Raw genomic sequence first — 16,443 nt, forward strand, 5'->3', positions numbered from 1 at the left:
GGCAACTGCCGAATCGCACCACAAAGCTGGGCCCACTCGGAATCCGAGTGGGCCCAGCTTTTTTCGTGTTCGAGAGCTAAGGGCGAGGGGTGGGCCGGGGGCGCGCGCCGCCCTGGCCCGGTTGGCCGGCCTGTGCCTCGAGGATGTCGCGGATCTGGATGAGCAGATCTTCGGCACTCGCCTCCTTGTCCGCTTCCTCGCTGACGAACTTCTTCTTCGCCGCGTTGGCGGGAAGGATGAGCACGAAGTACACGACCGCGGCGATGATGATGAAGTTGATCGCGGCCGTGATCACCGCACCCACATTGATGAAGGTTGCCGGATTGTCGGCGACGATCTGGAAGCCCCAGCCCAAGTCGTTGTCGCCGCCGAGCGCGGCGATCAGCGGTTCGATCACATACGTGGTGAACGCGGTGACGATCGCCGTGAACGCGGTGCCGACCACCACAGCGACAGCAAGATCGAGGACGTTACCTCGGAGGAGAAAGTCCTTGAAGCCTTTGAGCATGGTGCTCTCCTTCGTGCGGGACGTTCCGGCAACGAGCGTGGGCACGTGCTGTGGATCACATCCACAGACTGACGATAAACCCGGCCGGGCGTTCGGTACGGCGTACTCGCGCACTTCGGCGTGAGGCGCCCGGCACCACCTCGGTGCCACCGTCAGTGCAGGGTCACAGTGAGCGCACTGACGAGGGACGCCGCTGCTACCGCTGTGGCCTGGCCCGGTTCGAGGGCAACCAGGATCACCTGCTCGTGCCGGTCGCGGGCGGAGTCCGCACGTTGCGCGAGTACGACGATCGCTCCGCGCGCCAGGACGTGCGCGTCGGGAACCGCGACATCCGTTCCGCCGGCCACCGTCACGACGTCGACGAGATCGCCTTCGCGCAGCAGTTCACCCACCCCGGCATCCGCGAGCCTGATCGGCACCACCCGGGCGTCGTCGTTGCCGGTTGCCGCCGACGCGAGGCGTGGTCCCACCAATCGTGCGTCCACCAGGATTTCACCGTTCGGGACCGGACCGGCGAGCGTGTGGCCCACAGCATCCGCGGGGTCGGTGAGGGAACCGGCGACAAGGTTCGAAGCATCGCGGTCGGTGACGGTGAGGTCGTCGGCGGTGAGAATGCGGCCCGGATTCAGATCCCGCGCAGCGACGACGACGGACACGCGTTCCGAGTCCGGATTGCCGCGCAGCGCAAGGACTATCGCGAGAACGGTGAGAAGTGCCGCGCCTGCGCGTCGTGCGTTACCGGCGCGTGCCCAGCCCGGCCGCAATCGTTCGGCGATCCGGTCGGGCAGGGTGGGCTGCAACGAGCCGAGCCCGGGCGCGCGAGGCCGCCCGGAGGGAGCGGACCGGGGCGGAAACGAAAACGGACCGACGGGCATGAACCTACGCTATGCGTTCGGGTCAGCCCGCCGGTCTCGCGGAAGGTCGTCGGGGTCGGCCTGGGGATTCGCAAGCCGCCTGTGGAGAGGTCCGGTCAGCTCGCTGCGGCAGCGGGGGCCGAGGACGTGCTCGACGAAGAGGTGCTCGAAGAGGAACTGCTCGACGAGGAGGTGCTCGACGAGGATCCTGCGCTATCGGAGCTGCTCGACTTGGATTCGGTCTTCGCGCTCTCGCTCGCGGTGCTGCCGCTACGGGAGTCGGTGCGGTAGAAGCCGCTGCCCTTGAAGACGATGCCGACCGAGTTGAACAGCTTGCGCAGCTTGCCGCTGCACTCCGGGCATTCGGTCAGGGAAGCGTCGCTGAACGACTGCACAATGTCGAATTTGTTGTCGCACGCCGTGCAGGCATATGAGTAGGTGGGCACCGGTTGATCCTCCGCCAGTTCGTCGTACCGCGGTATTCGTCATCCCGCAGCTTTGGCACTCTATCGCCGACAGTGCCAACAACGCTAGCGGGTGTGTTGTTCCGCACGGTTCGGCGTCCCGAGGCGGACCAGCCCCTTCCCCGGGGTCAGCGCCCACCCCATCCGAATGTCGTGAGGATCCTCGGGTAGCTCGGTGACCAGTTCGGCGTCACGCACGACGGCGACGATCCTCGCGGCGGGTGAGGCCAGATGGAGAGTGCGGTCGTAGAACCCCGCGCCCCGGCCCAATCGCACTCCGCGGCGGTCGACCGCGAGCGCCGGCACGAGGACGGTGTGCGCTCGGCCGACCGTCTCCGGTGGCAGTACTTCTCCCGTCGGTTCCCGGAGTCCGAAACCCGCCGCGACCAGCGAGGACTCGCCGCGGTACTGTGCCCACGAAAGCGCGGACCCCTCTCGCGTCACCGGCACGAGGACGGTGGTCCCCGCGGAGACGAGCGCGTCGAGAAGGGAGGTCGAGCCCGGTTCCGAACCAACGGGGACGTAAGCGCAGACCGTCGACCCCGCCGGTGCCAGCGAGGCAGCCGCCCGACTGAGAGCCTCGTCCTCGACGTGTCGAAGATCGCTCTCCAGCCCGCGTCGAGCGGAGAGAATTCGGGTACGCCAGATTGCTTTGGAATTGCGGGCCATGCGGGTCGCCTTAAGATCACGTGGCCACCGATCGGTGGGCCGAAGTTAGGGTGGGAGTCTATGACGAACAAAACGGACGGCGCGGCGTGGCGCTTCAAGACCGCGGTTGTCCCGGCGGCGGGCATGGGTACGCGGTTCCTCCCCGCAACGAAGACGGTCCCCAAGGAGCTTCTCCCGGTGGTCGACACCCCGGGTATCGAGCTCGTCGCGGGTGAAGCGGCCGATTCGGGTGCGGAGCGACTGCTGATCGTGACCGCGCCCGGTAAAGACGGTGTCGTCGCGCACTTCGTCGAAGACCTCGTTCTCGAGTCGAAGCTCGAAGAGAAGGGCAAGTACGAACTTCTCGCCAAGGTTCGCAAGGCGCAGGGACTTCTCGAGGTCGAGTCGGTCATCCAGGAGAAGCCGCTCGGGCTGGGTCACGCGGTTGCGTGCGCGGAGGCTGCTCTCGACGATGACGAGGAAGCCATCGCCGTGTTGCTGCCCGACGACCTCGTGCTGCCCGTCGGCGTCCTCGAGATCATGCAGCGGGTGCGCGCCAAGCGCGGCGGGTCGGTGCTGTGCGCGATCGACGTGCCCAAGGAACAGGTGAGCGCGTACGGCGTGTTCGACGTCGAGATCGTGCCCGACGCCGTCAACCCCGACGTGCTCAAGGTTCTCGGCATGGTCGAGAAGCCGGACGTCGCAGATGCTCCCTCCACATTCGCCGCTGCCGGTCGGTACCTCCTCGACCGGGCGATCTTCGACGCACTGCGTCGCATCGAGCCGGGCACGGGCGGAGAACTCCAGCTCACCGACGCCATCGCGCTGTTGATTGCCGAGGGTCACCCCGTGCACGTGGTGGTGCACCGCGGCACCCGACACGACCTCGGAAATCCCGGCGGGTACCTTCGCGCTGCGGTTGACTCTGCGTTGAACACGGACGAGTACGGTCCCTCGCTTCGCGAGTGGCTGATCGAGCGCCTGGAACAGTGACAGGCGGCACCTGGCTGGAGGTCGAGAAGCGGTATGCGGTCGGTTGAGGATCAGCAGGCGAGGGTCACGGCGGCAGCAGTCGCACCCCGGCCGGTCCGGGTAGCCATCTCCGAAGCGCAGGGTTTGCTGTGCGCTGAGGAGGTGGTCACCGAGCGTCCGCTGCCGGGCTTCGACCAGGCCGCGATCGACGGCTATGCCGTTCGCAGCGTCGACGTGCGGTCCCCGGAAGGGCGCCGGTCGTCGGACACCGACGACCAGGACAGCGAGGACATCGTTCTCCCTGTCGTCGGCGAAGTTCGCGCCGGATCGCGGCAGCCCATCCGGTTGCAGCCTCGCCAGGCGGTGCGCGTCGACACCGGCGCACCGCTGCCGACGCTTGCCGACGCGGTCCTGCCGCTTGCCTACACCGACCAAGGAGCCGCCCGCATCAAGGTGCTGCAGCCGGTCCGCACGGGCGACTATGTCCGTCGCACGGGCGACGACGTCCAGCCGGGCGATGTCGCGGTGCGAGCCGGCACCATCATCGGTGCGGCGCAGGTGGGCCTTCTCGCCGCAGTGGGCCGCGACAAGGTGCTCGTCCATCCCAGGCCGCGACTGTCGGTGATCTCCGTCGGCGGCGAACTCGTCGACGTCGAGCGCACCCCCGGTCCCGGCCAGGTGTACGACGTGAATTCCTACGCGCTGGCGGCGGCCGCACGCGACGCCGGCGCGGACGTGAATCGGGTCGGCATCGCCAGCACCGACCCGAAGCGACTACGTGAGGTCGTGGAGGGCCAGCTCATCCGCGCCGAGATCGTGGTGATCGCCGGTGCGGTGGGCGGCGGGGCCCTCGAGGACGTCCGGGAAGCGCTCGCGGATCTCGGCGATCTCGAGGTGGAACGGGTCGCGATGCACCCGGGGTCCGTCCAGGGCTTCGGCAGACTCGGCCGGGACGAGGTCCCGACGTTTCTGCTGCCGGCAAATCCTGTGAGCGCGCTCGTCGTCTTCGAGGTCATGGTTCGGCCGCTGATCCGCATCGCTCTCGGCCGTCGGCAGCCGATGCGCCGCATCGTTGCTGCGCGCACGGTCGCACCCGTCACCTCGATCCCCGGCCGCAAGGGATACCTCCGCGGGCAGTTGCTGCGTGACGAAGCGACCGGCGAGTATCTCGTGCAGGCGCTCGGGGGTGCTGCGGGCGCGTCGTCGCACCTGCTCGCGACGCTCGCCGAAGCCAACTGCCTCGTGATCGTGGAACCGGAAATCTCCGAGGTGCGCGCCGGTGAACGGGTCGACGTGGCGTTTCTCGGGCAGCGCGGTTGATGTCCGGACACCCCGGATGGCCGGCGCGGCTGGGGCCGCTGCGGGTGGCGGGTGGGCTCGTCACCGTGCGCTCGCTCAAGCTGCGGGATGCGGCCGCCTGGAGTCGCCTGCGCCTTCGCGATCGCGCGCACCTCGAACCGTGGGAACCAACGGGTGAGTCGCCGTGGGACATGCGGCATCACATCTCGGTGTGGCCCGGCCTCTATCGCAGTCTGCGTGCCGAGGCACGCAAGGGGCACATGATCCCGATGGCCATCGAACTCGACGGCCGATTCTGCGGGCAGATCACGGTGGGGAACATCGTGCGTGGCGCGCTGCGGTCGGCGTGGATCGGCTATTGGGTGGAGAAGGACGTCAACGGCCTGGGTGTGGCCACTGCGGCGGTCGCGCTGGGCCTGGACCACTGCTTCGGCCCCGTGGGTCTGCACCGGGTCGAGGCGACCGTGCGACCGGAGAATCTGGCGAGCCGAGCCGTCCTCCAGAATGTCGGATTCCGTGAAGAAGGCCTGCTCCAGCGCTATCTCGACGTGCACGGGCGCTTCCGTGACCATCTGCTGGTGGCGATGACTGTCGAAGAGGTTCCCGGTTCGGTCTCCGAGCGCCTCGTACGGAGTGGCCGCGCAACGTGGTCCTGAAACGTCGGATCGGTGTAACAAATGTAACTCCGAACCTGAGTGACAATCCTCAGGCTTCCCGTGAATTCTGTGACTAGAGTGAACAATGTGTCACGTGGGGAAGAGTGACTCGAGTGGCTGCAGTAGCCACCTGAGTCGGCGTTTCTCTACGGGTAATGGTGTGGTTGCCGCTAGCCTGGGATAGGTCGGTGGCGCCGACAGACTGGCAGGTGACGACTGGGAGGAGGGCCGCCGGATGCCGAATTCACTCCTGTGGATCGGTCTTGTTGCCGTGTGGCTGTTCGTTCTGGTGCCCATGCTGGTCACCAAGCGTCCACGGATCCGGCAGACGACCGACGCCGCGCTCGCGACACGGGTTCTGCACCGCGGTGACGACGAGCCGATCGCCCCGAGGGGGCCCGCGGCCGGGCATCGCAGCGACCCGCACTGGCGTCCGAGTCGTGATCGCACGCAAGGACACCCAGCGGAGGACCGCATGGACACAGACCTCGAGGACAGGCCCGATCTCGACTCACACGACGACTTCGACTCAGACCACGAACTTGCACACGACCACCGTCCTCAGCGAGCGACCGCACGAGAATTCGTGCCGCAGCGCAGGGGCCGGGGTGGATTCGACCCGCACGCCGATGCCGTAGCCAGCGCCCAGCGGTACGACGCCCGTCAACGCACGGTGCTCGCCCTGCTGATCGCCGCAATCCTCACCGCAGCCCTCGCTCTCATCGTGTCGTCGGTGATGTGGTGGATATGTGGCGCGGCGACCGCCGCGCTCGTCGGCTACCTCTTCTATCTCCGCCGTCAGGTGCAACTCGAGCAGGAGATCCGCTGGCGCCGGCTCGCACGACTCCAGCGCTCTCGCCTCGGCGTCGAGTCGCGCACCGACGAAGAGCTGCGACTCGTTCCCGAGCGCCTGCGCAGACGCGGCGCCGTGGTGCTCGAGATCGACGACGAGGATCCCGATTTCGACCACCTGGGCTACTACGTCGACGAGTCGGGCTACATCGACCCGGGATACGAAGAGCCCCGGTACGGCGCACGGGACTACGACGACCGCAGTTATGAGGACCGCGCGTATGACGACCGGGCTTATGACGAGCGGGGCAGGGACGAACCGCCTCGCGACTACATGGTTCCCCGCGCGGCGGGACAGTGATTCCGCCGTCACGCGCAGCGATCCGACAGCAGGCAAGGGCTCGCACCACTACGGTGCGGGCCCTTTCGCTACGGTCCGAAAACATCTCCAACCTGCATCGATGTAGCGATTTCGTTTTGCGCCGGGAGGTTTGCTAAGGTTTCCGAGTCGGTTCCGTCAGGAACCTACGGGGCTGTGGCGCAGTTGGTAGCGCGCTTCGTTCGCATCGAAGAGGTCAGGGGTTCGATTCCCCTCAGCTCCACCACGAGTTCGACGAATGCGGTCTTCCCTTCGGAAGGCCGCATTCGTCGTTTCCGGTGGGCAGGATTCGACCCGCTCCAGTGGGTAGCGAGGCCCACTTGAAACGTTCAGACTGGATCCATGGACCAGAGGATGAGTGATGACGAACTTCGCCGCGCCATCCGGGTGCTGCGCGAACGCGCAGACCTCGCGCGCAGCGAAGGTCGCACCGAAGACAACGCGACCATCGAGAAGACCATCCAGCACTACCAGGAGGAAATGGCCCAGCGTCTCTGAGCGTTGGCGCCACTGAATGCGACATATCCGGGTGCCGGGGTTTCAGCACGTCGACTCGGCACCGAATCGTGCCGTGGCCGTTAGTGTGTCGCCATGGCGATCACTGATCTGCGCGGCACCAAGTTTCTCGTGACCGGCGCCGCGAGCGGTATCGGGCGCGCCCTGGCACTACAGGCCGCCGGTGAGGGCGCAGAACTCGTCCTCACAGACCTCTCGGCCGACGGCCTCGCGGAGGTGGTGCGGCAGGTCGAGGACGGTGGCGGCGCGGTGCTGCACTCCGCTGCCCTCGACATCGCCGACTACGACGCAGTTGCCTCGTTCGCCTCCGACGTCCACGCACGGTGCGGATCGCTCGACATCGTGGCCAATGTCGCGGGGGTGTCGGTCTGGGGAACCGTCGATCGCCTCGAGCACAAGCACTGGCGGCAGATGGTCGACGTCAACCTCATGGGTCCCATCCATGTGATCGAAAGCTTCGTGCCGCCGATGATGAAAGCGGGACGAGGTGGGCATCTCGTCAACGTCTCGTCTGCCGCGGGACTGTTGGCACTGCCGTGGCATTCGGCGTACAGCGCGAGCAAGTTCGGGCTGCGCGGAGTGTCGGAGGTGCTTCGGTTCGATCTGAAGCGCGACGGGATCGGCGTGTCGCTCGTGGTGCCGGGTGCGGTACGGACACCGCTGGTCGACAGCGTCCAGATCGTGGGCGTCGACCGCGATCGTCCTGAGGTCCGGGAGATCACCGAACGCTTCGTCGCGCACGCGGCCTCACCCGAGAAGGTGGCCCGGTGCATCGTCGCGGGCATCAAGAAGAATCGGTTCCTGGTCTACACGTCCTTCGACACGCGGTTCGGTTATTGGTGGGCGCGCAAGTTCGCGCCTCCCTACAACCTGGTCATGCAGGCCGCCAACGACTACTTCCGTCGCGTCGTCACCCCTCGCGCCTCAGCTCGGCGCGCAGATGGTGGGTGAGGGGAGTGTCGGCGTGCGCCATCCAGAGGTCGTAGCGGAGCGTGTCGCCGTCGAGGACGAATCGTCGTTTCAGCTCATGGACGGGCTTCGCGTCCGGCGACCGTTCGAACACCGCGGGTGTGAAGTCGAGCACGCCCTGCGACAGCTGAGAGCGCTGGATTTCGACGAAACCGGTGGGCTGTGAGATGAGGAATTCGACATCATTGCCGGTCCGGCGCAGGTAGCCGTTCTCGGTGTGCAACGGACGCCCCTCGTCGCGATGTTTCGTGCGGCTGACGTACATGAGGAATGGCTTGCCGGGCAACGGCATCAGTTCGATCGTCTCGGTGTAGGCGAAGTCGTCGATGGTGGGATAGTGACCTTCTCCTTCTCCGGTCCAGCGACCGGCGAACGGTGCCAGTTCGCCCAGCGGATCGGGAGAGTCCTGGGACGCGGTTTGTGACACGGGTGGCCTCCTGCTCACGACGGATACGTTCGTGTGATCCTCCCACCGGCCGCGCCGAACCTGTCCGCACTCGCTAGATTCGGAGCATGAATGCTCCGTTGGGTGTCGATTCCGAAGTCGGTGCACTCCGGGCGGTGATGTTGCACCGGCCGGGTGCGGAACTCGAGCGACTCACCCCGCGGAACAACGACCAACTGCTGTTCGACGCACTGCCCTGGGTGGCGCGCGCCCAAGAAGAGCACGACGCGTTCGCCGAAGTGCTGCGTGGCCGCGGTGTCGAGGTGCTCCTGCTGGCCGATCTGCTGACCGAGACGCTCGAGGTGAGTGGGGCGGCGCGGGTCCAGAGTATTTCCAGTGCCGTCGATCCGCGTCGTCTCGGGCACCCGCTGGCGGAAGAACTCGCAGCGCACCTACGCGCGGTGCCCGCCCCCGACCTCGCCCGCATACTCATTGCCGGCATGACGTTCGACGAACTCCCCGCGGAAGGGCTGGACGTCGCGCCGTCGCTGGTGCGGCTGATGCACTACGGGGGGGATTTCGCGATCGAGCCGCTTCCGAATCTGCTCTTCACCCGCGACTCGTCGTTCTGGATCGGCCCGCGGGTCGCGATTCCGTCGCTCGCCCTGCCGGCCCGGCGCCGGGAAACCAACCTCACCGACCTCATCTACGCGTTCCATCCCAAGTTTCTCGGTGTGCGACGTGCCTACGAATCGCACACCGCTCCGGTGGAGGGTGGCGACGTGTTGTTGCCGGCCCCCGGCGTCATCGCCGTGGGAGTCGGGGAGCGTACGAGTCCTGCGGGAGCGGAAGCTCTCGCGCGCAGTGCCTTCGAAGACGGAATCGCGCACACGGTCCTTGCGGTGCCGATCGCTCAGCAGCGCGCGTCGATGCATCTCGACACGGTGTGCACGATGGTCGACGTCGACGCGGTCGTCATGTATCCGGCCGTTCGGGAAACCTTGCAGGCCTTTACTATTCGTAAGAACGGCGCCGGTGGGGTCCGGATATCCGGGCCGCGGCCCTTCCTCGAGGCCGCAGCCGACGCCATGGGCATCGAGAAGATACGGGTGATCGACACCGGCCTCGATTCCGTGGTGGCCGAGCGGGAGCAGTGGGACGACGGCAACAACACGCTGGCCGTGGCTCCCGGGGTCGTCGTCGCGTACGAACGCAACGTCGAAACCAACACGCGCCTCGAGGATTCCGGTATCGAAGTGCTGCGGATCGCCGGGTCGGAGCTGGGCTCCGGCCGCGGCGGCCCGCGATGCATGTCGTGCCCGCTGTCACGAGCGCCCGTGTAGTCCCCGGGGCCGTCGGCGGCTCGTCAGAGGATCTCGCGTACCCGGTCGATCGGGCGCGCAAGGACGGTGCCCTTGTCGGTGACCACCAGCGGCCGCTCGATGAGGATCGGATTCTCCACCATTGCGGTGAGCAGATCCTCCTCCGAGGCGTCGGCGAGACCGAGTTCCTTGTACAGCGCCTCCTTCGAGCGGACAGCTTCGCTGGGCTTCAGCCCGGCGTCGGCGAGCAGTGCCGTCAGTTCCTCCCGCGAGGGCGGAGTATCGAGATACTTGACGACAGTGGGCTCGATGCCCGATTCCTGCAACAGCTTCAAGGTGTTCCGGGACGTGCTGCACCGGGGATTGTGATAGATCGTCGCGTGGGTTGCCATGGCTCGATTCTGCACTGCCTATCGTCCGCAGGAACTGCCGGTTTGGGTGCGGTCGCCGTGGCGCTCTACGATTCCGCGGTCACAACCGTGCACACAGGATCATCGGAAAGGCGTGCGGGACACATGCTCAAAGGCTTCAAGGACTTCCTGCTGCGCGGAAACGTCATCGAACTGGCCGTCGCCGTGGTGGTGGGCGCCGCGTTCACCGCGATCGTGACCGCATTCACCTCGAACATCATCAACCCGCTCATCGCGGCGGTGGGTGGCGACAACGAGATGGGTTTCGGATTCCGGGTCATCCCGTCGAACGACGCCACCTTCATCGACATCGGAGCGGTGATCGCGGCGGGAATCAATTTCTTCATCATCGCCGCCGTCGTGTACTTCGTCCTGATTCTTCCGGTCAACCTTGCCAAGGCACGCTTCGCGCCGGACAAGGAACCCGCGGACGAACCCCTGAGCGAGACCGATCTGCTGATCCAGATCCGCGACCTGCTCGAGACAGGGACGTACAGGCAGGGAAAGGACAATTCGCTCGAGCAGGACGATTCGCCGTCGCGGGACGACAACGCATCGCCGAGTGGTGCTACGAGGGTGAACGCCGGTTAGCTCTCCGTTGTGGCCGTGACGGCAGGGAAGCGCTGCTAGCCTGCGAAGATGCTCGATATCGTCATCGACCACGACTCGGCGGTCCCGCCCTTCGAGCAACTTCGCCGACAGATCGTCGAACTCGTGCGCCGCGGTGACCTCATCTCCGGCACGAAACTGCCCACGGTCCGCGGGTTCGCGGAGACCCTCGGCATCGCACCCAACACCGTCGCCAAGACGTACCGGGAACTCGAGCAGTCGGGCGTACTGGAGACGAAGGGCAGGGGAGGTACCTTCGTCGCGGCGAACGGCGATCCGACACGAATCGGCGCCCAGCGCGCGACGAGCGAGTACGTCGCCACGGTTCGTGCACTCGGTATCACCGACGAGGAAGTCCTGGCGCTGGTCGGGGCCGCTCTCCGCGCCGGCTGACGGTTCATCCGTGACGCGCAAAGGTAGAACGGATAAAAGGTGCAGGTCAGGCGATCTCGGATATTGCGGTGACCGAACAGTTCTTCGAAAGCACCTCGCAACCTGGCGGACCTTGCAAAGTTTGACCAATGAGCGTGCCTCCTGATCGGCTCGTGCCCGGAGCGTCTCCGGAATCGAGCCTCGTCTCTTCGCCGGATGCCGTCTCGCGTCCGCCCCGTACCGACCGCGTCGTCTTCGGCGTAGCCGCCGGACTGGTCCTCGCGATCGTGCTGTGGGGCCTGCTGGACACCGGGAGTTTCGACAGGATCACGGCGGACGTTCTGGACTGGATCGTCGTCGAGCTCGGCTGGCTGTACGTCCTGGCGGCAAGCGCATTCGTGTTCTTCGTCCTGTGGCTCGCACTGAGCAAGTACGGGCGGATCCCACTCGGGCAGGACGGAGAAAAGCCAGAGTTCCGAACCGTCAGCTGGATCGCGATGATGTTCAGTGCGGGCATGGGTATCGGCCTGATGTTCTTCGGCGTCGGCGAACCACTGAGCCACTACGTCGACGAGCCTCCGGGCACCGTCGGCGGAACGGGTGTCGCGATGGCGACCGCGATGTTCCATTGGGGCCTGCATCCGTGGGCCATCTACGCGGTGGTCGGACTCGCCATCGCCTACGGAACATTCCGGCGAGGGCGCAGACAACTCATCAGCGCCGCTTTCATTCCTCTACTCGGTCGTCGCGCGGAAGGGCCGATCGGAAAGTTCATCGATATTCTCGCCCTGTTCGCCACGCTCTTCGGCACTGCGGCGTCGCTCGGCCTCGGCGCGCTGCAGATCGGGTCGGGATTCGAGATCAACGGTTGGCTCGAGACGGCCGGCGTTGCTCTCCTCGTCGGGATCGTTGCGATCCTGACGCTCGCGTTCATCGGGTCGGCAGTGTCGGGAGTCGCCAAGGGCATCCAGTGGTTGTCGAACATCAACATGGTTCTCGCGGTGATTCTCGCGCTCTTCGTATTCGTGTTCGGCCCGACGGTGTTCATCCTCAATCTGATCCCGACCACCCTCGGCGCCTATGCCTCGGACTTCGCCCAGATGTCGGCCCGCACCGCCGCATCCAACGGTCCGGCCGGAGAGTGGCTCTCGAGCTGGACGATCTTCTACTGGGCGTGGTGGGTGTCGTGGGCACCGTTCGTCGGGATGTTCCTCGCCCGTATCAGTCGCGGCCGCACCATCCGGCAGTTCGTGGTCGGCGTGATGCTCGTCCCGAGCCTCGTCAGTCTCCTGTGGTTCGCCATCTTCGGGGGCGCGGCGATCAGGCAACAGGAGGACGGCTTCGACCTTGCGGGCGCAGAAAATGTGGAGGGCCAACTCTTCGGCATGCTCGGCAATCTTCCTCTTGTCGGAGTGTCCACCGTCGTCGTCATGCTGCTCGTATCGATCTTCTTCGTCTCCGGTGCGGATGCGGCGTCGATGGTCATGGGCAGTCTCACCCAACGCGGGACGCTGCGGCCGAGTCCCTGGATCGTGGTGTTCTGGGGCGCGCTCACCGGTGGTGTCGCCGCGCTGCTGCTCTGGACCGGAGGTTCCGACGCGCTCAATGCGCTCCAGACGATGACGATCATCGCGGCGGTGCCGTTCGTGGTGGTCATGATCGGTCTGTGCGTGTGCTTGTATCGCGACCTGTCGACCGATCCGCTCATCACCGGGACCCGTCGCCCGCGGCGGACGTTGTACCAGGTGAAATGAGTGCGCGCGGCCTCGTCGGCTGCGGCAGTGGTGTCCATCTGCCTACCGGCGCGCGTCGCTGACCCCGGAGTAACGAGTCGCAAGATCATCCGCGCGCCTGCCCGGACATATCCGCGGCCCGCAGTACCGTGTCCGCTGCCCGCCTTTGCTCTTCGAGAGGAGTGCGCGTGACCGAGAAGGACCATTTCGACGAAGTCCTGGACCGGGACTGGGACCGGTTCGGCGAGACCCTGGCCGACCGCATCGTCGCTCTTGCCGGGACCGAGTCGATCGGCATCAGCATGGACACGGCGCACGGACCTGCGACGTACGTGCGGATCCGTCCCAAGCCCGAAGGTCATGTCGAAGTCGCGGTCGCCGGTGCGGACACCGTCACTCGATCCGTCGCACACGCCGACGAACTCGCACGTCACGTCGTTTCCGTACTGCGGGCGCATCGCAATGTCGTGCACCCGATCTTTCTGCACACCGACGACGCGCTCGCCGAGGGAGTTCTCCGGGACCGGGTGGCGGACACGCTCTCCCGCCGTCTCGGCCGGCCGGCTCCCGTCGACGCGGACGGTGACTTCGTTCTCGTACTCGACTCACACGCGGTGTTCGTCATCGTCGATCGCCCCGCACACCGGGTCCAGTTGTGGGCTCCGCTGCTCCACAGCATCGCCGAGCGGGCGCGGGCGGCCGACGCCCTCGTCGACCTCAACCGCGACTGGCCCCACATCAAGGTGGTGCTCGTCGAGGACCGGCTCGTCGCGACCGTCGACATGCTCGGGGACCCGTTCGTCCCCCGCCACCTCAACGACCTTCTCGAGATGCTCGAGATCTTCCTCGGCACCGTGGACGCACGGTTCGCGCGACGGTTCGACGGGACGCGCTACAGCGGTGAGATCGATCCGGACGTCATCGACCCGGATATCGAGGAGACGCTCCTCGACGAACCACCGTCGTAATCCCGGATCATCGCCAGCTGGGCAACCACAGTTGGTTGTTCCACTGCTCGAGCGAGATGGGTACCGCGGTGAGAATCGGCCACAACCAGACGAAATTCGCCACGACCAGACCGAGGTAGAGACACACCGCGACCAGGCCGACGGTGCGACGTCGCGGCGACGCGTGCCGTCCTCCCAGGATGTCGCCGAGGGCCATGGCCACGGCCATTGCGAGGAAGGGCGCCATCGGGACGGCGTAGAAGTAGTACATCTGGCGGTCGAGCGATGCGAACCACGGCAGCAGCCCCGCCCCGTATCCGGTGAGGATCGCGGCCCAACGCCAATCGCGGCGCACGAGCATCTGCCACAGTCCCCATGCGAGCACGGGCAGGGAGACCCACCACAACGCGGGTGTGCCGATGAGCATCACTGCCTTGACGCACTGCTCGGCGCCACACCCGGAGATGTTCTCGCCGTCGGCGAAGTAGTACAGCATCGGACGCAGGCCCATCGGCCACGTCCAAGGTTTCGACTCCCACGGATGCTGGTTACCGGCCGAATTCGTCAGACCGGAGTGGAACTCGAGCACGTTGGCGCTGTAGTACCACAGCGACCGCACCGCGTCGGGCACGAACCAGAAGGCGGTGTCGTGGCCGATCTTGTTGCCGACGGCATGCCGATCGACCCCCGTCTCGCTCGCGAACCAGGACCAGTAGGTCGCCAGATAGACGAGCAAGGGAACGACAACCAGCGCGTACAGGGCAGGGGGAATGTCGCGCAGTGCCGTCCCGATCCAGGGACGCCGCACCCCGTAGGCGCGCCGTGCGGCGAGGTCGAACGCCACGGACATCAGTCCGAAGAATGCGATGAAGTACAGGCCCGACCATTTGGTGCCTATCGCGAGACCCAGCAGCAAGCCGGCGCCGAAGCGCCACCAGCGCACACCGAACCGGGGGCCCCACGGGCTGTCGCCGATCCGGCCCTCCGCCCGCACCCGCGCGATTCGCGCCCGGATGTCGTCACGGTCGACGATCAGGCAACCGAATGCGGCGACGACGAAAACTGCCTGGAAGATGTCGAGCATCCCCAGCCGCGACGACACGAACGTCACGCCGTCGACGACCAGAAGGAGTCCGGCGACGCCGCCGAGCATCGTCGAACGGGTCATGCGGCGGACGATGCGCACGACCAGCAGGACGAGCACCACCCCCGCGACCGCGGACGAGAACCGCCAGCCCCATCCGTTGTAACCGAACAGCGCCTCACCGACCGCGATCAGCTGTTTGCCCACCGGGGGATGCACGACCAGCCCGTACCCCGGGTTGTCCTCGATCCACCCGCCGGTGAGCACCTGCCACCCCTGTGGCGCGTAGTGCTTCTCGTCGAAGACGGGAGTCTTCGCGTCGGTCGGGTAGTTGAGCATCGTGAACCGTGTGATCGCCGCGAGCGCGGTGACGAACGCCGTCACGATCCATCCGCGTGCCCTGTCGGTGAGACCGGGGTCGGGTGGCGGGACGAGCGGCCCGGGGCTGAGGAGGCGACGGTCCGGGGCCGGAAAAGGGCGGTGGTCCGTCACGGTCACGTCCCGATCGTAGGCTGAACCCCATGCAGGCAGTAAATCCGGCGCAGGCGCAGACCCCGGGACAGGGACGACTCGTACTGGCCGCGACACCGATGGGCCAGATCGGGGACGCATCGAAACGACTGTGCGATGCCCTCGGTACCGCCGACGTCATCGCAGCGGAAGACACCAGGCGCACCCGCCAGCTTGCCGCGGCGCTGGGCGTCACCATCACCGGCAGGGTCGTCAGCTTCTACGACCAGGTCGAAGTATCCCGGTTGCCGGGGCTGGTCGCGGATGTCGAGTCGGGTCTGACAGTTCTTCTGGTCACCGACGCCGGTATGCCGTCCGTCAGTGATCCCGGGTACCGGCTGGTGGCGGCGTGCGTGGAAGCCGGCCTGCCCGTGACCTGCCTGCCCGGACCGTCGGCAGTGACCACCGCGCTCGCCCTGTCGGGACTGCCGGTCGAGCGTTTCTGCTTCGACGGTTTCCCGCCCCGTAAGCAAGGACAGCGACGCGCCTGGCTGGAGTCGCTCGCGACCGAAGCCCGCGCGGTGGTGTTCTTCGAGGCGCCGCATCGGCTCGCTGCCTGCCTGGCCGACGCGGTCGCCGTGCTCGGCGGGGACCGGCGCGCGGCGGTCTGCCGGGAGCTGACGAAGACGTACGAGGAAGTCCGGCGCGGCACCCTCGCGGAACTCGCCGAATGGGCGGTCGACGGTGCGCGCGGTGAGATCACAGTCGTCCTCGAAGGGGCCGCGGCCGTGCACACCGACCCGGAGGATCTGGTCGACGGAGTGGAACGCCTGGTCGCCGAGGGTATGCGACTGAAGGACGCGTGCGCGGAGGTGGCGGGAACCAAGGTGTCGAAGCGCGAATTGTACGACGCCGTGCTCGAGGCACGACGCACCTGACACGAGACGCCCCACCCGGGGCGCCCAGACTTTCCGGGTCGAAATCGACGACCCAGGGGAGTACACGCACGCGCCGAACGACTTTTTCGTCAAGACAGCGGAGGTGGTCTGGGTCCGTTCCTGCTGATTCCGCTTC

General features: G+C 66.5%; 19 protein-coding genes and 1 tRNA gene. 13 read left to right on the plus strand and 7 right to left on the minus strand.

From position 1 onward, the window contains the following. Nucleotides 1-76: 76 nt before the first annotated feature. From mscL (RDCOP1_RS08595) to RDCOP1_RS08610, 4 genes are all read right to left on the minus strand, one after another. A complete protein-coding gene (gene mscL, locus RDCOP1_RS08595) occupies nucleotides 77-508 on the minus strand; it encodes a large conductance mechanosensitive channel protein MscL (protein WP_072699755.1) in 432 nt (143 codons plus the stop codon). Between the two features lie 152 nt (nucleotides 509-660). After that, nucleotides 661-1,383 (minus strand): SAF domain-containing protein, encoded by a 723-nt coding sequence (locus RDCOP1_RS08600; protein ID WP_072699723.1) that lies wholly within the window; start codon nucleotides 1,381-1,383, stop codon nucleotides 661-663. 95 nt (nucleotides 1,384-1,478) lie between these two features. Next, nucleotides 1,479-1,808 carry an FmdB family zinc ribbon protein gene (locus RDCOP1_RS08605; RefSeq protein ID WP_072699724.1) on the minus strand — a complete coding sequence of 110 codons (330 nt, stop codon included), beginning with the start codon at nucleotides 1,806-1,808 and terminating at the stop codon, nucleotides 1,479-1,481. Nucleotides 1,809-1,892: 84 nt separating this feature from the next. Further along, the gene (locus RDCOP1_RS08610) at nucleotides 1,893-2,495 is read right to left on the minus strand and encodes a 5-formyltetrahydrofolate cyclo-ligase (RefSeq protein WP_072699725.1); all 603 of its coding nucleotides are present in this window, start codon (nucleotides 2,493-2,495) and stop codon (nucleotides 1,893-1,895) included. Nucleotides 2,496-2,555: 60 nt separating this feature from the next. On the opposite strand from RDCOP1_RS08610, the gene RDCOP1_RS08615 reads away from it, so the two are divergent. The 7 genes from RDCOP1_RS08615 to RDCOP1_RS08640 all read left to right on the plus strand — a co-directional run bounded on the left by RDCOP1_RS08615 (nucleotide 2,556) and on the right by RDCOP1_RS08640 (nucleotide 8,039). Beyond that, nucleotides 2,556-3,467, plus strand: coding sequence for a UTP--glucose-1-phosphate uridylyltransferase (locus tag RDCOP1_RS08615; RefSeq protein WP_072699726.1), 912 nt, complete (start codon nucleotides 2,556-2,558; stop codon nucleotides 3,465-3,467). Nucleotides 3,468-3,500: 33 nt separating this feature from the next. Continuing rightward, nucleotides 3,501-4,766 (plus strand): molybdotransferase-like divisome protein Glp, encoded by a 1,266-nt coding sequence (glp, locus tag RDCOP1_RS08620; RefSeq protein ID WP_072699727.1) that lies wholly within the window; start codon nucleotides 3,501-3,503, stop codon nucleotides 4,764-4,766. Beyond that, on the plus strand, nucleotides 4,766-5,401 hold the full coding sequence (locus RDCOP1_RS08625) for a GNAT family N-acetyltransferase (protein WP_072699728.1): 636 nt from the start codon (nucleotides 4,766-4,768) through the stop codon (nucleotides 5,399-5,401). The genes glp and RDCOP1_RS08625 overlap by 1 nt, the downstream gene beginning before the upstream one ends. Nucleotides 5,402-5,636: 235 nt before the next feature. Further along, nucleotides 5,637-6,554, plus strand: coding sequence for a divisome protein SepX/GlpR (gene sepX / locus RDCOP1_RS08630; protein ID WP_072699729.1), 918 nt, complete (start codon nucleotides 5,637-5,639; stop codon nucleotides 6,552-6,554). 168 nt (nucleotides 6,555-6,722) lie between these two features. Further along, nucleotides 6,723-6,798, plus strand: a tRNA-Ala gene (locus RDCOP1_RS08635). Between the two features lie 128 nt (nucleotides 6,799-6,926). Further along, the gene (locus RDCOP1_RS21465; RefSeq protein WP_169848861.1) at nucleotides 6,927-7,070 is read left to right on the plus strand and encodes a hypothetical protein; all 144 of its coding nucleotides are present in this window, start codon (nucleotides 6,927-6,929) and stop codon (nucleotides 7,068-7,070) included. Between the two features lie 93 nt (nucleotides 7,071-7,163). After that, on the plus strand, nucleotides 7,164-8,039 hold the full coding sequence (locus RDCOP1_RS08640; RefSeq protein WP_072699730.1) for an SDR family oxidoreductase: 876 nt from the start codon (nucleotides 7,164-7,166) through the stop codon (nucleotides 8,037-8,039). On the opposite strand, the gene RDCOP1_RS08645 is transcribed toward RDCOP1_RS08640, so the two are convergent. Further along, nucleotides 7,999-8,484 (minus strand): heme-binding beta-barrel domain-containing protein, encoded by a 486-nt coding sequence (locus tag RDCOP1_RS08645; RefSeq protein ID WP_072699731.1) that lies wholly within the window; start codon nucleotides 8,482-8,484, stop codon nucleotides 7,999-8,001. The two genes, RDCOP1_RS08640 and RDCOP1_RS08645, sit on opposite strands and share 41 nt — an antisense overlap. 86 nt (nucleotides 8,485-8,570) lie before the next feature. Between RDCOP1_RS08645 and arcA the strand changes: the two genes are divergently transcribed. Next, nucleotides 8,571-9,785, plus strand: a complete 1,215-nt coding sequence (gene arcA / locus RDCOP1_RS08650) for an arginine deiminase (RefSeq protein ID WP_072699732.1) — start codon at nucleotides 8,571-8,573, stop codon at nucleotides 9,783-9,785. Nucleotides 9,786-9,808: 23 nt separating this feature from the next. On the opposite strand, the gene arsC is transcribed toward arcA, so the two are convergent. Then, nucleotides 9,809-10,156 carry an arsenate reductase (glutaredoxin) gene (gene arsC, locus RDCOP1_RS08655; RefSeq protein WP_072699733.1) on the minus strand — a complete coding sequence of 116 codons (348 nt, stop codon included), beginning with the start codon at nucleotides 10,154-10,156 and terminating at the stop codon, nucleotides 9,809-9,811. Between the two features lie 123 nt (nucleotides 10,157-10,279). On the opposite strand from arsC, the gene mscL (RDCOP1_RS08660) reads away from it, so the two are divergent. From mscL (RDCOP1_RS08660) to RDCOP1_RS08675, 4 genes are all read left to right on the plus strand, one after another. Further along, nucleotides 10,280-10,765, plus strand: a complete 486-nt coding sequence (gene mscL, locus RDCOP1_RS08660; protein ID WP_072699756.1) for a large conductance mechanosensitive channel protein MscL — start codon at nucleotides 10,280-10,282, stop codon at nucleotides 10,763-10,765. 48 nt (nucleotides 10,766-10,813) lie between these two features. Further along, nucleotides 10,814-11,176, plus strand: a complete 363-nt coding sequence (locus RDCOP1_RS08665) for a GntR family transcriptional regulator (protein ID WP_072699734.1) — start codon at nucleotides 10,814-10,816, stop codon at nucleotides 11,174-11,176. A gap of 128 nt (nucleotides 11,177-11,304) precedes the next feature. Further along, nucleotides 11,305-12,909, plus strand: coding sequence for a BCCT family transporter (locus RDCOP1_RS08670; protein ID WP_072699735.1), 1,605 nt, complete (start codon nucleotides 11,305-11,307; stop codon nucleotides 12,907-12,909). Nucleotides 12,910-13,076: 167 nt separating this feature from the next. Further along, complete coding sequence (locus tag RDCOP1_RS08675) at nucleotides 13,077-13,856, plus strand: T3SS (YopN, CesT) and YbjN peptide-binding chaperone 1 (RefSeq protein WP_072699736.1); 780 nt, start codon at nucleotides 13,077-13,079, stop codon at nucleotides 13,854-13,856. Nucleotides 13,857-13,863: 7 nt separating this feature from the next. Here the strand turns inward: RDCOP1_RS08675 and RDCOP1_RS08680 are convergent, their stop codons facing one another. Further along, on the minus strand, nucleotides 13,864-15,417 hold the full coding sequence (locus RDCOP1_RS08680; RefSeq protein ID WP_072699737.1) for a dolichyl-phosphate-mannose--protein mannosyltransferase: 1,554 nt from the start codon (nucleotides 15,415-15,417) through the stop codon (nucleotides 13,864-13,866). Nucleotides 15,418-15,440: 23 nt separating this feature from the next. Between RDCOP1_RS08680 and rsmI the strand changes: the two genes are divergently transcribed. Beyond that, nucleotides 15,441-16,307, plus strand: a complete 867-nt coding sequence (gene rsmI / locus RDCOP1_RS08685) for a 16S rRNA (cytidine(1402)-2'-O)-methyltransferase (RefSeq protein ID WP_072699738.1) — start codon at nucleotides 15,441-15,443, stop codon at nucleotides 16,305-16,307. Nucleotides 16,308-16,443: the final 136 nt, after the last annotated feature.

This window comes from Rhodococcus coprophilus NBRC 100603 (assembly GCF_001895045.1).
Taxonomy (GTDB): domain Bacteria; phylum Actinomycetota; class Actinomycetes; order Mycobacteriales; family Mycobacteriaceae; genus Rhodococcus; species Rhodococcus coprophilus.

Bases quoted from the DNA above. Each gene is read 5' to 3' on its own strand.
- RDCOP1_RS08625 (WP_072699728.1), top strand. From the start codon at position 4,766: ATGTCCGGACACCCCGGATGGCCGGCGCGGCTGGGGCCGCTGCGGGTG.
- mscL (WP_072699756.1), top strand. From the start codon at position 10,280: ATGCTCAAAGGCTTCAAGGACTTCCTGCTGCGCGGAAACGTCATCGAA.
- RDCOP1_RS08670 (WP_072699735.1), top strand. From the start codon at position 11,305: ATGAGCGTGCCTCCTGATCGGCTCGTGCCCGGAGCGTCTCCGGAATCG.
- RDCOP1_RS21465 (WP_169848861.1), top strand. From the start codon at position 6,927: ATGAGTGATGACGAACTTCGCCGCGCCATCCGGGTGCTGCGCGAACGC.
- glp (WP_072699727.1), top strand. From the start codon at position 3,501: ATGCGGTCGGTTGAGGATCAGCAGGCGAGGGTCACGGCGGCAGCAGTC.
- arsC (WP_072699733.1), bottom strand. From the start codon at position 10,156: ATGGCAACCCACGCGACGATCTATCACAATCCCCGGTGCAGCACGTCC.
- RDCOP1_RS08610 (WP_072699725.1), bottom strand. From the start codon at position 2,495: ATGGCCCGCAATTCCAAAGCAATCTGGCGTACCCGAATTCTCTCCGCT.
- rsmI (WP_072699738.1), top strand. From the start codon at position 15,441: ATGCAGGCAGTAAATCCGGCGCAGGCGCAGACCCCGGGACAGGGACGA.
- sepX (WP_072699729.1), top strand. From the start codon at position 5,637: ATGCCGAATTCACTCCTGTGGATCGGTCTTGTTGCCGTGTGGCTGTTC.
- RDCOP1_RS08640 (WP_072699730.1), top strand. From the start codon at position 7,164: ATGGCGATCACTGATCTGCGCGGCACCAAGTTTCTCGTGACCGGCGCC.
- RDCOP1_RS08600 (WP_072699723.1), bottom strand. From the start codon at position 1,383: ATGCCCGTCGGTCCGTTTTCGTTTCCGCCCCGGTCCGCTCCCTCCGGG.
- RDCOP1_RS08615 (WP_072699726.1), top strand. From the start codon at position 2,556: ATGACGAACAAAACGGACGGCGCGGCGTGGCGCTTCAAGACCGCGGTT.
- RDCOP1_RS08665 (WP_072699734.1), top strand. From the start codon at position 10,814: ATGCTCGATATCGTCATCGACCACGACTCGGCGGTCCCGCCCTTCGAG.
- mscL (WP_072699755.1), bottom strand. From the start codon at position 508: ATGCTCAAAGGCTTCAAGGACTTTCTCCTCCGAGGTAACGTCCTCGAT.
- arcA (WP_072699732.1), top strand. From the start codon at position 8,571: ATGAATGCTCCGTTGGGTGTCGATTCCGAAGTCGGTGCACTCCGGGCG.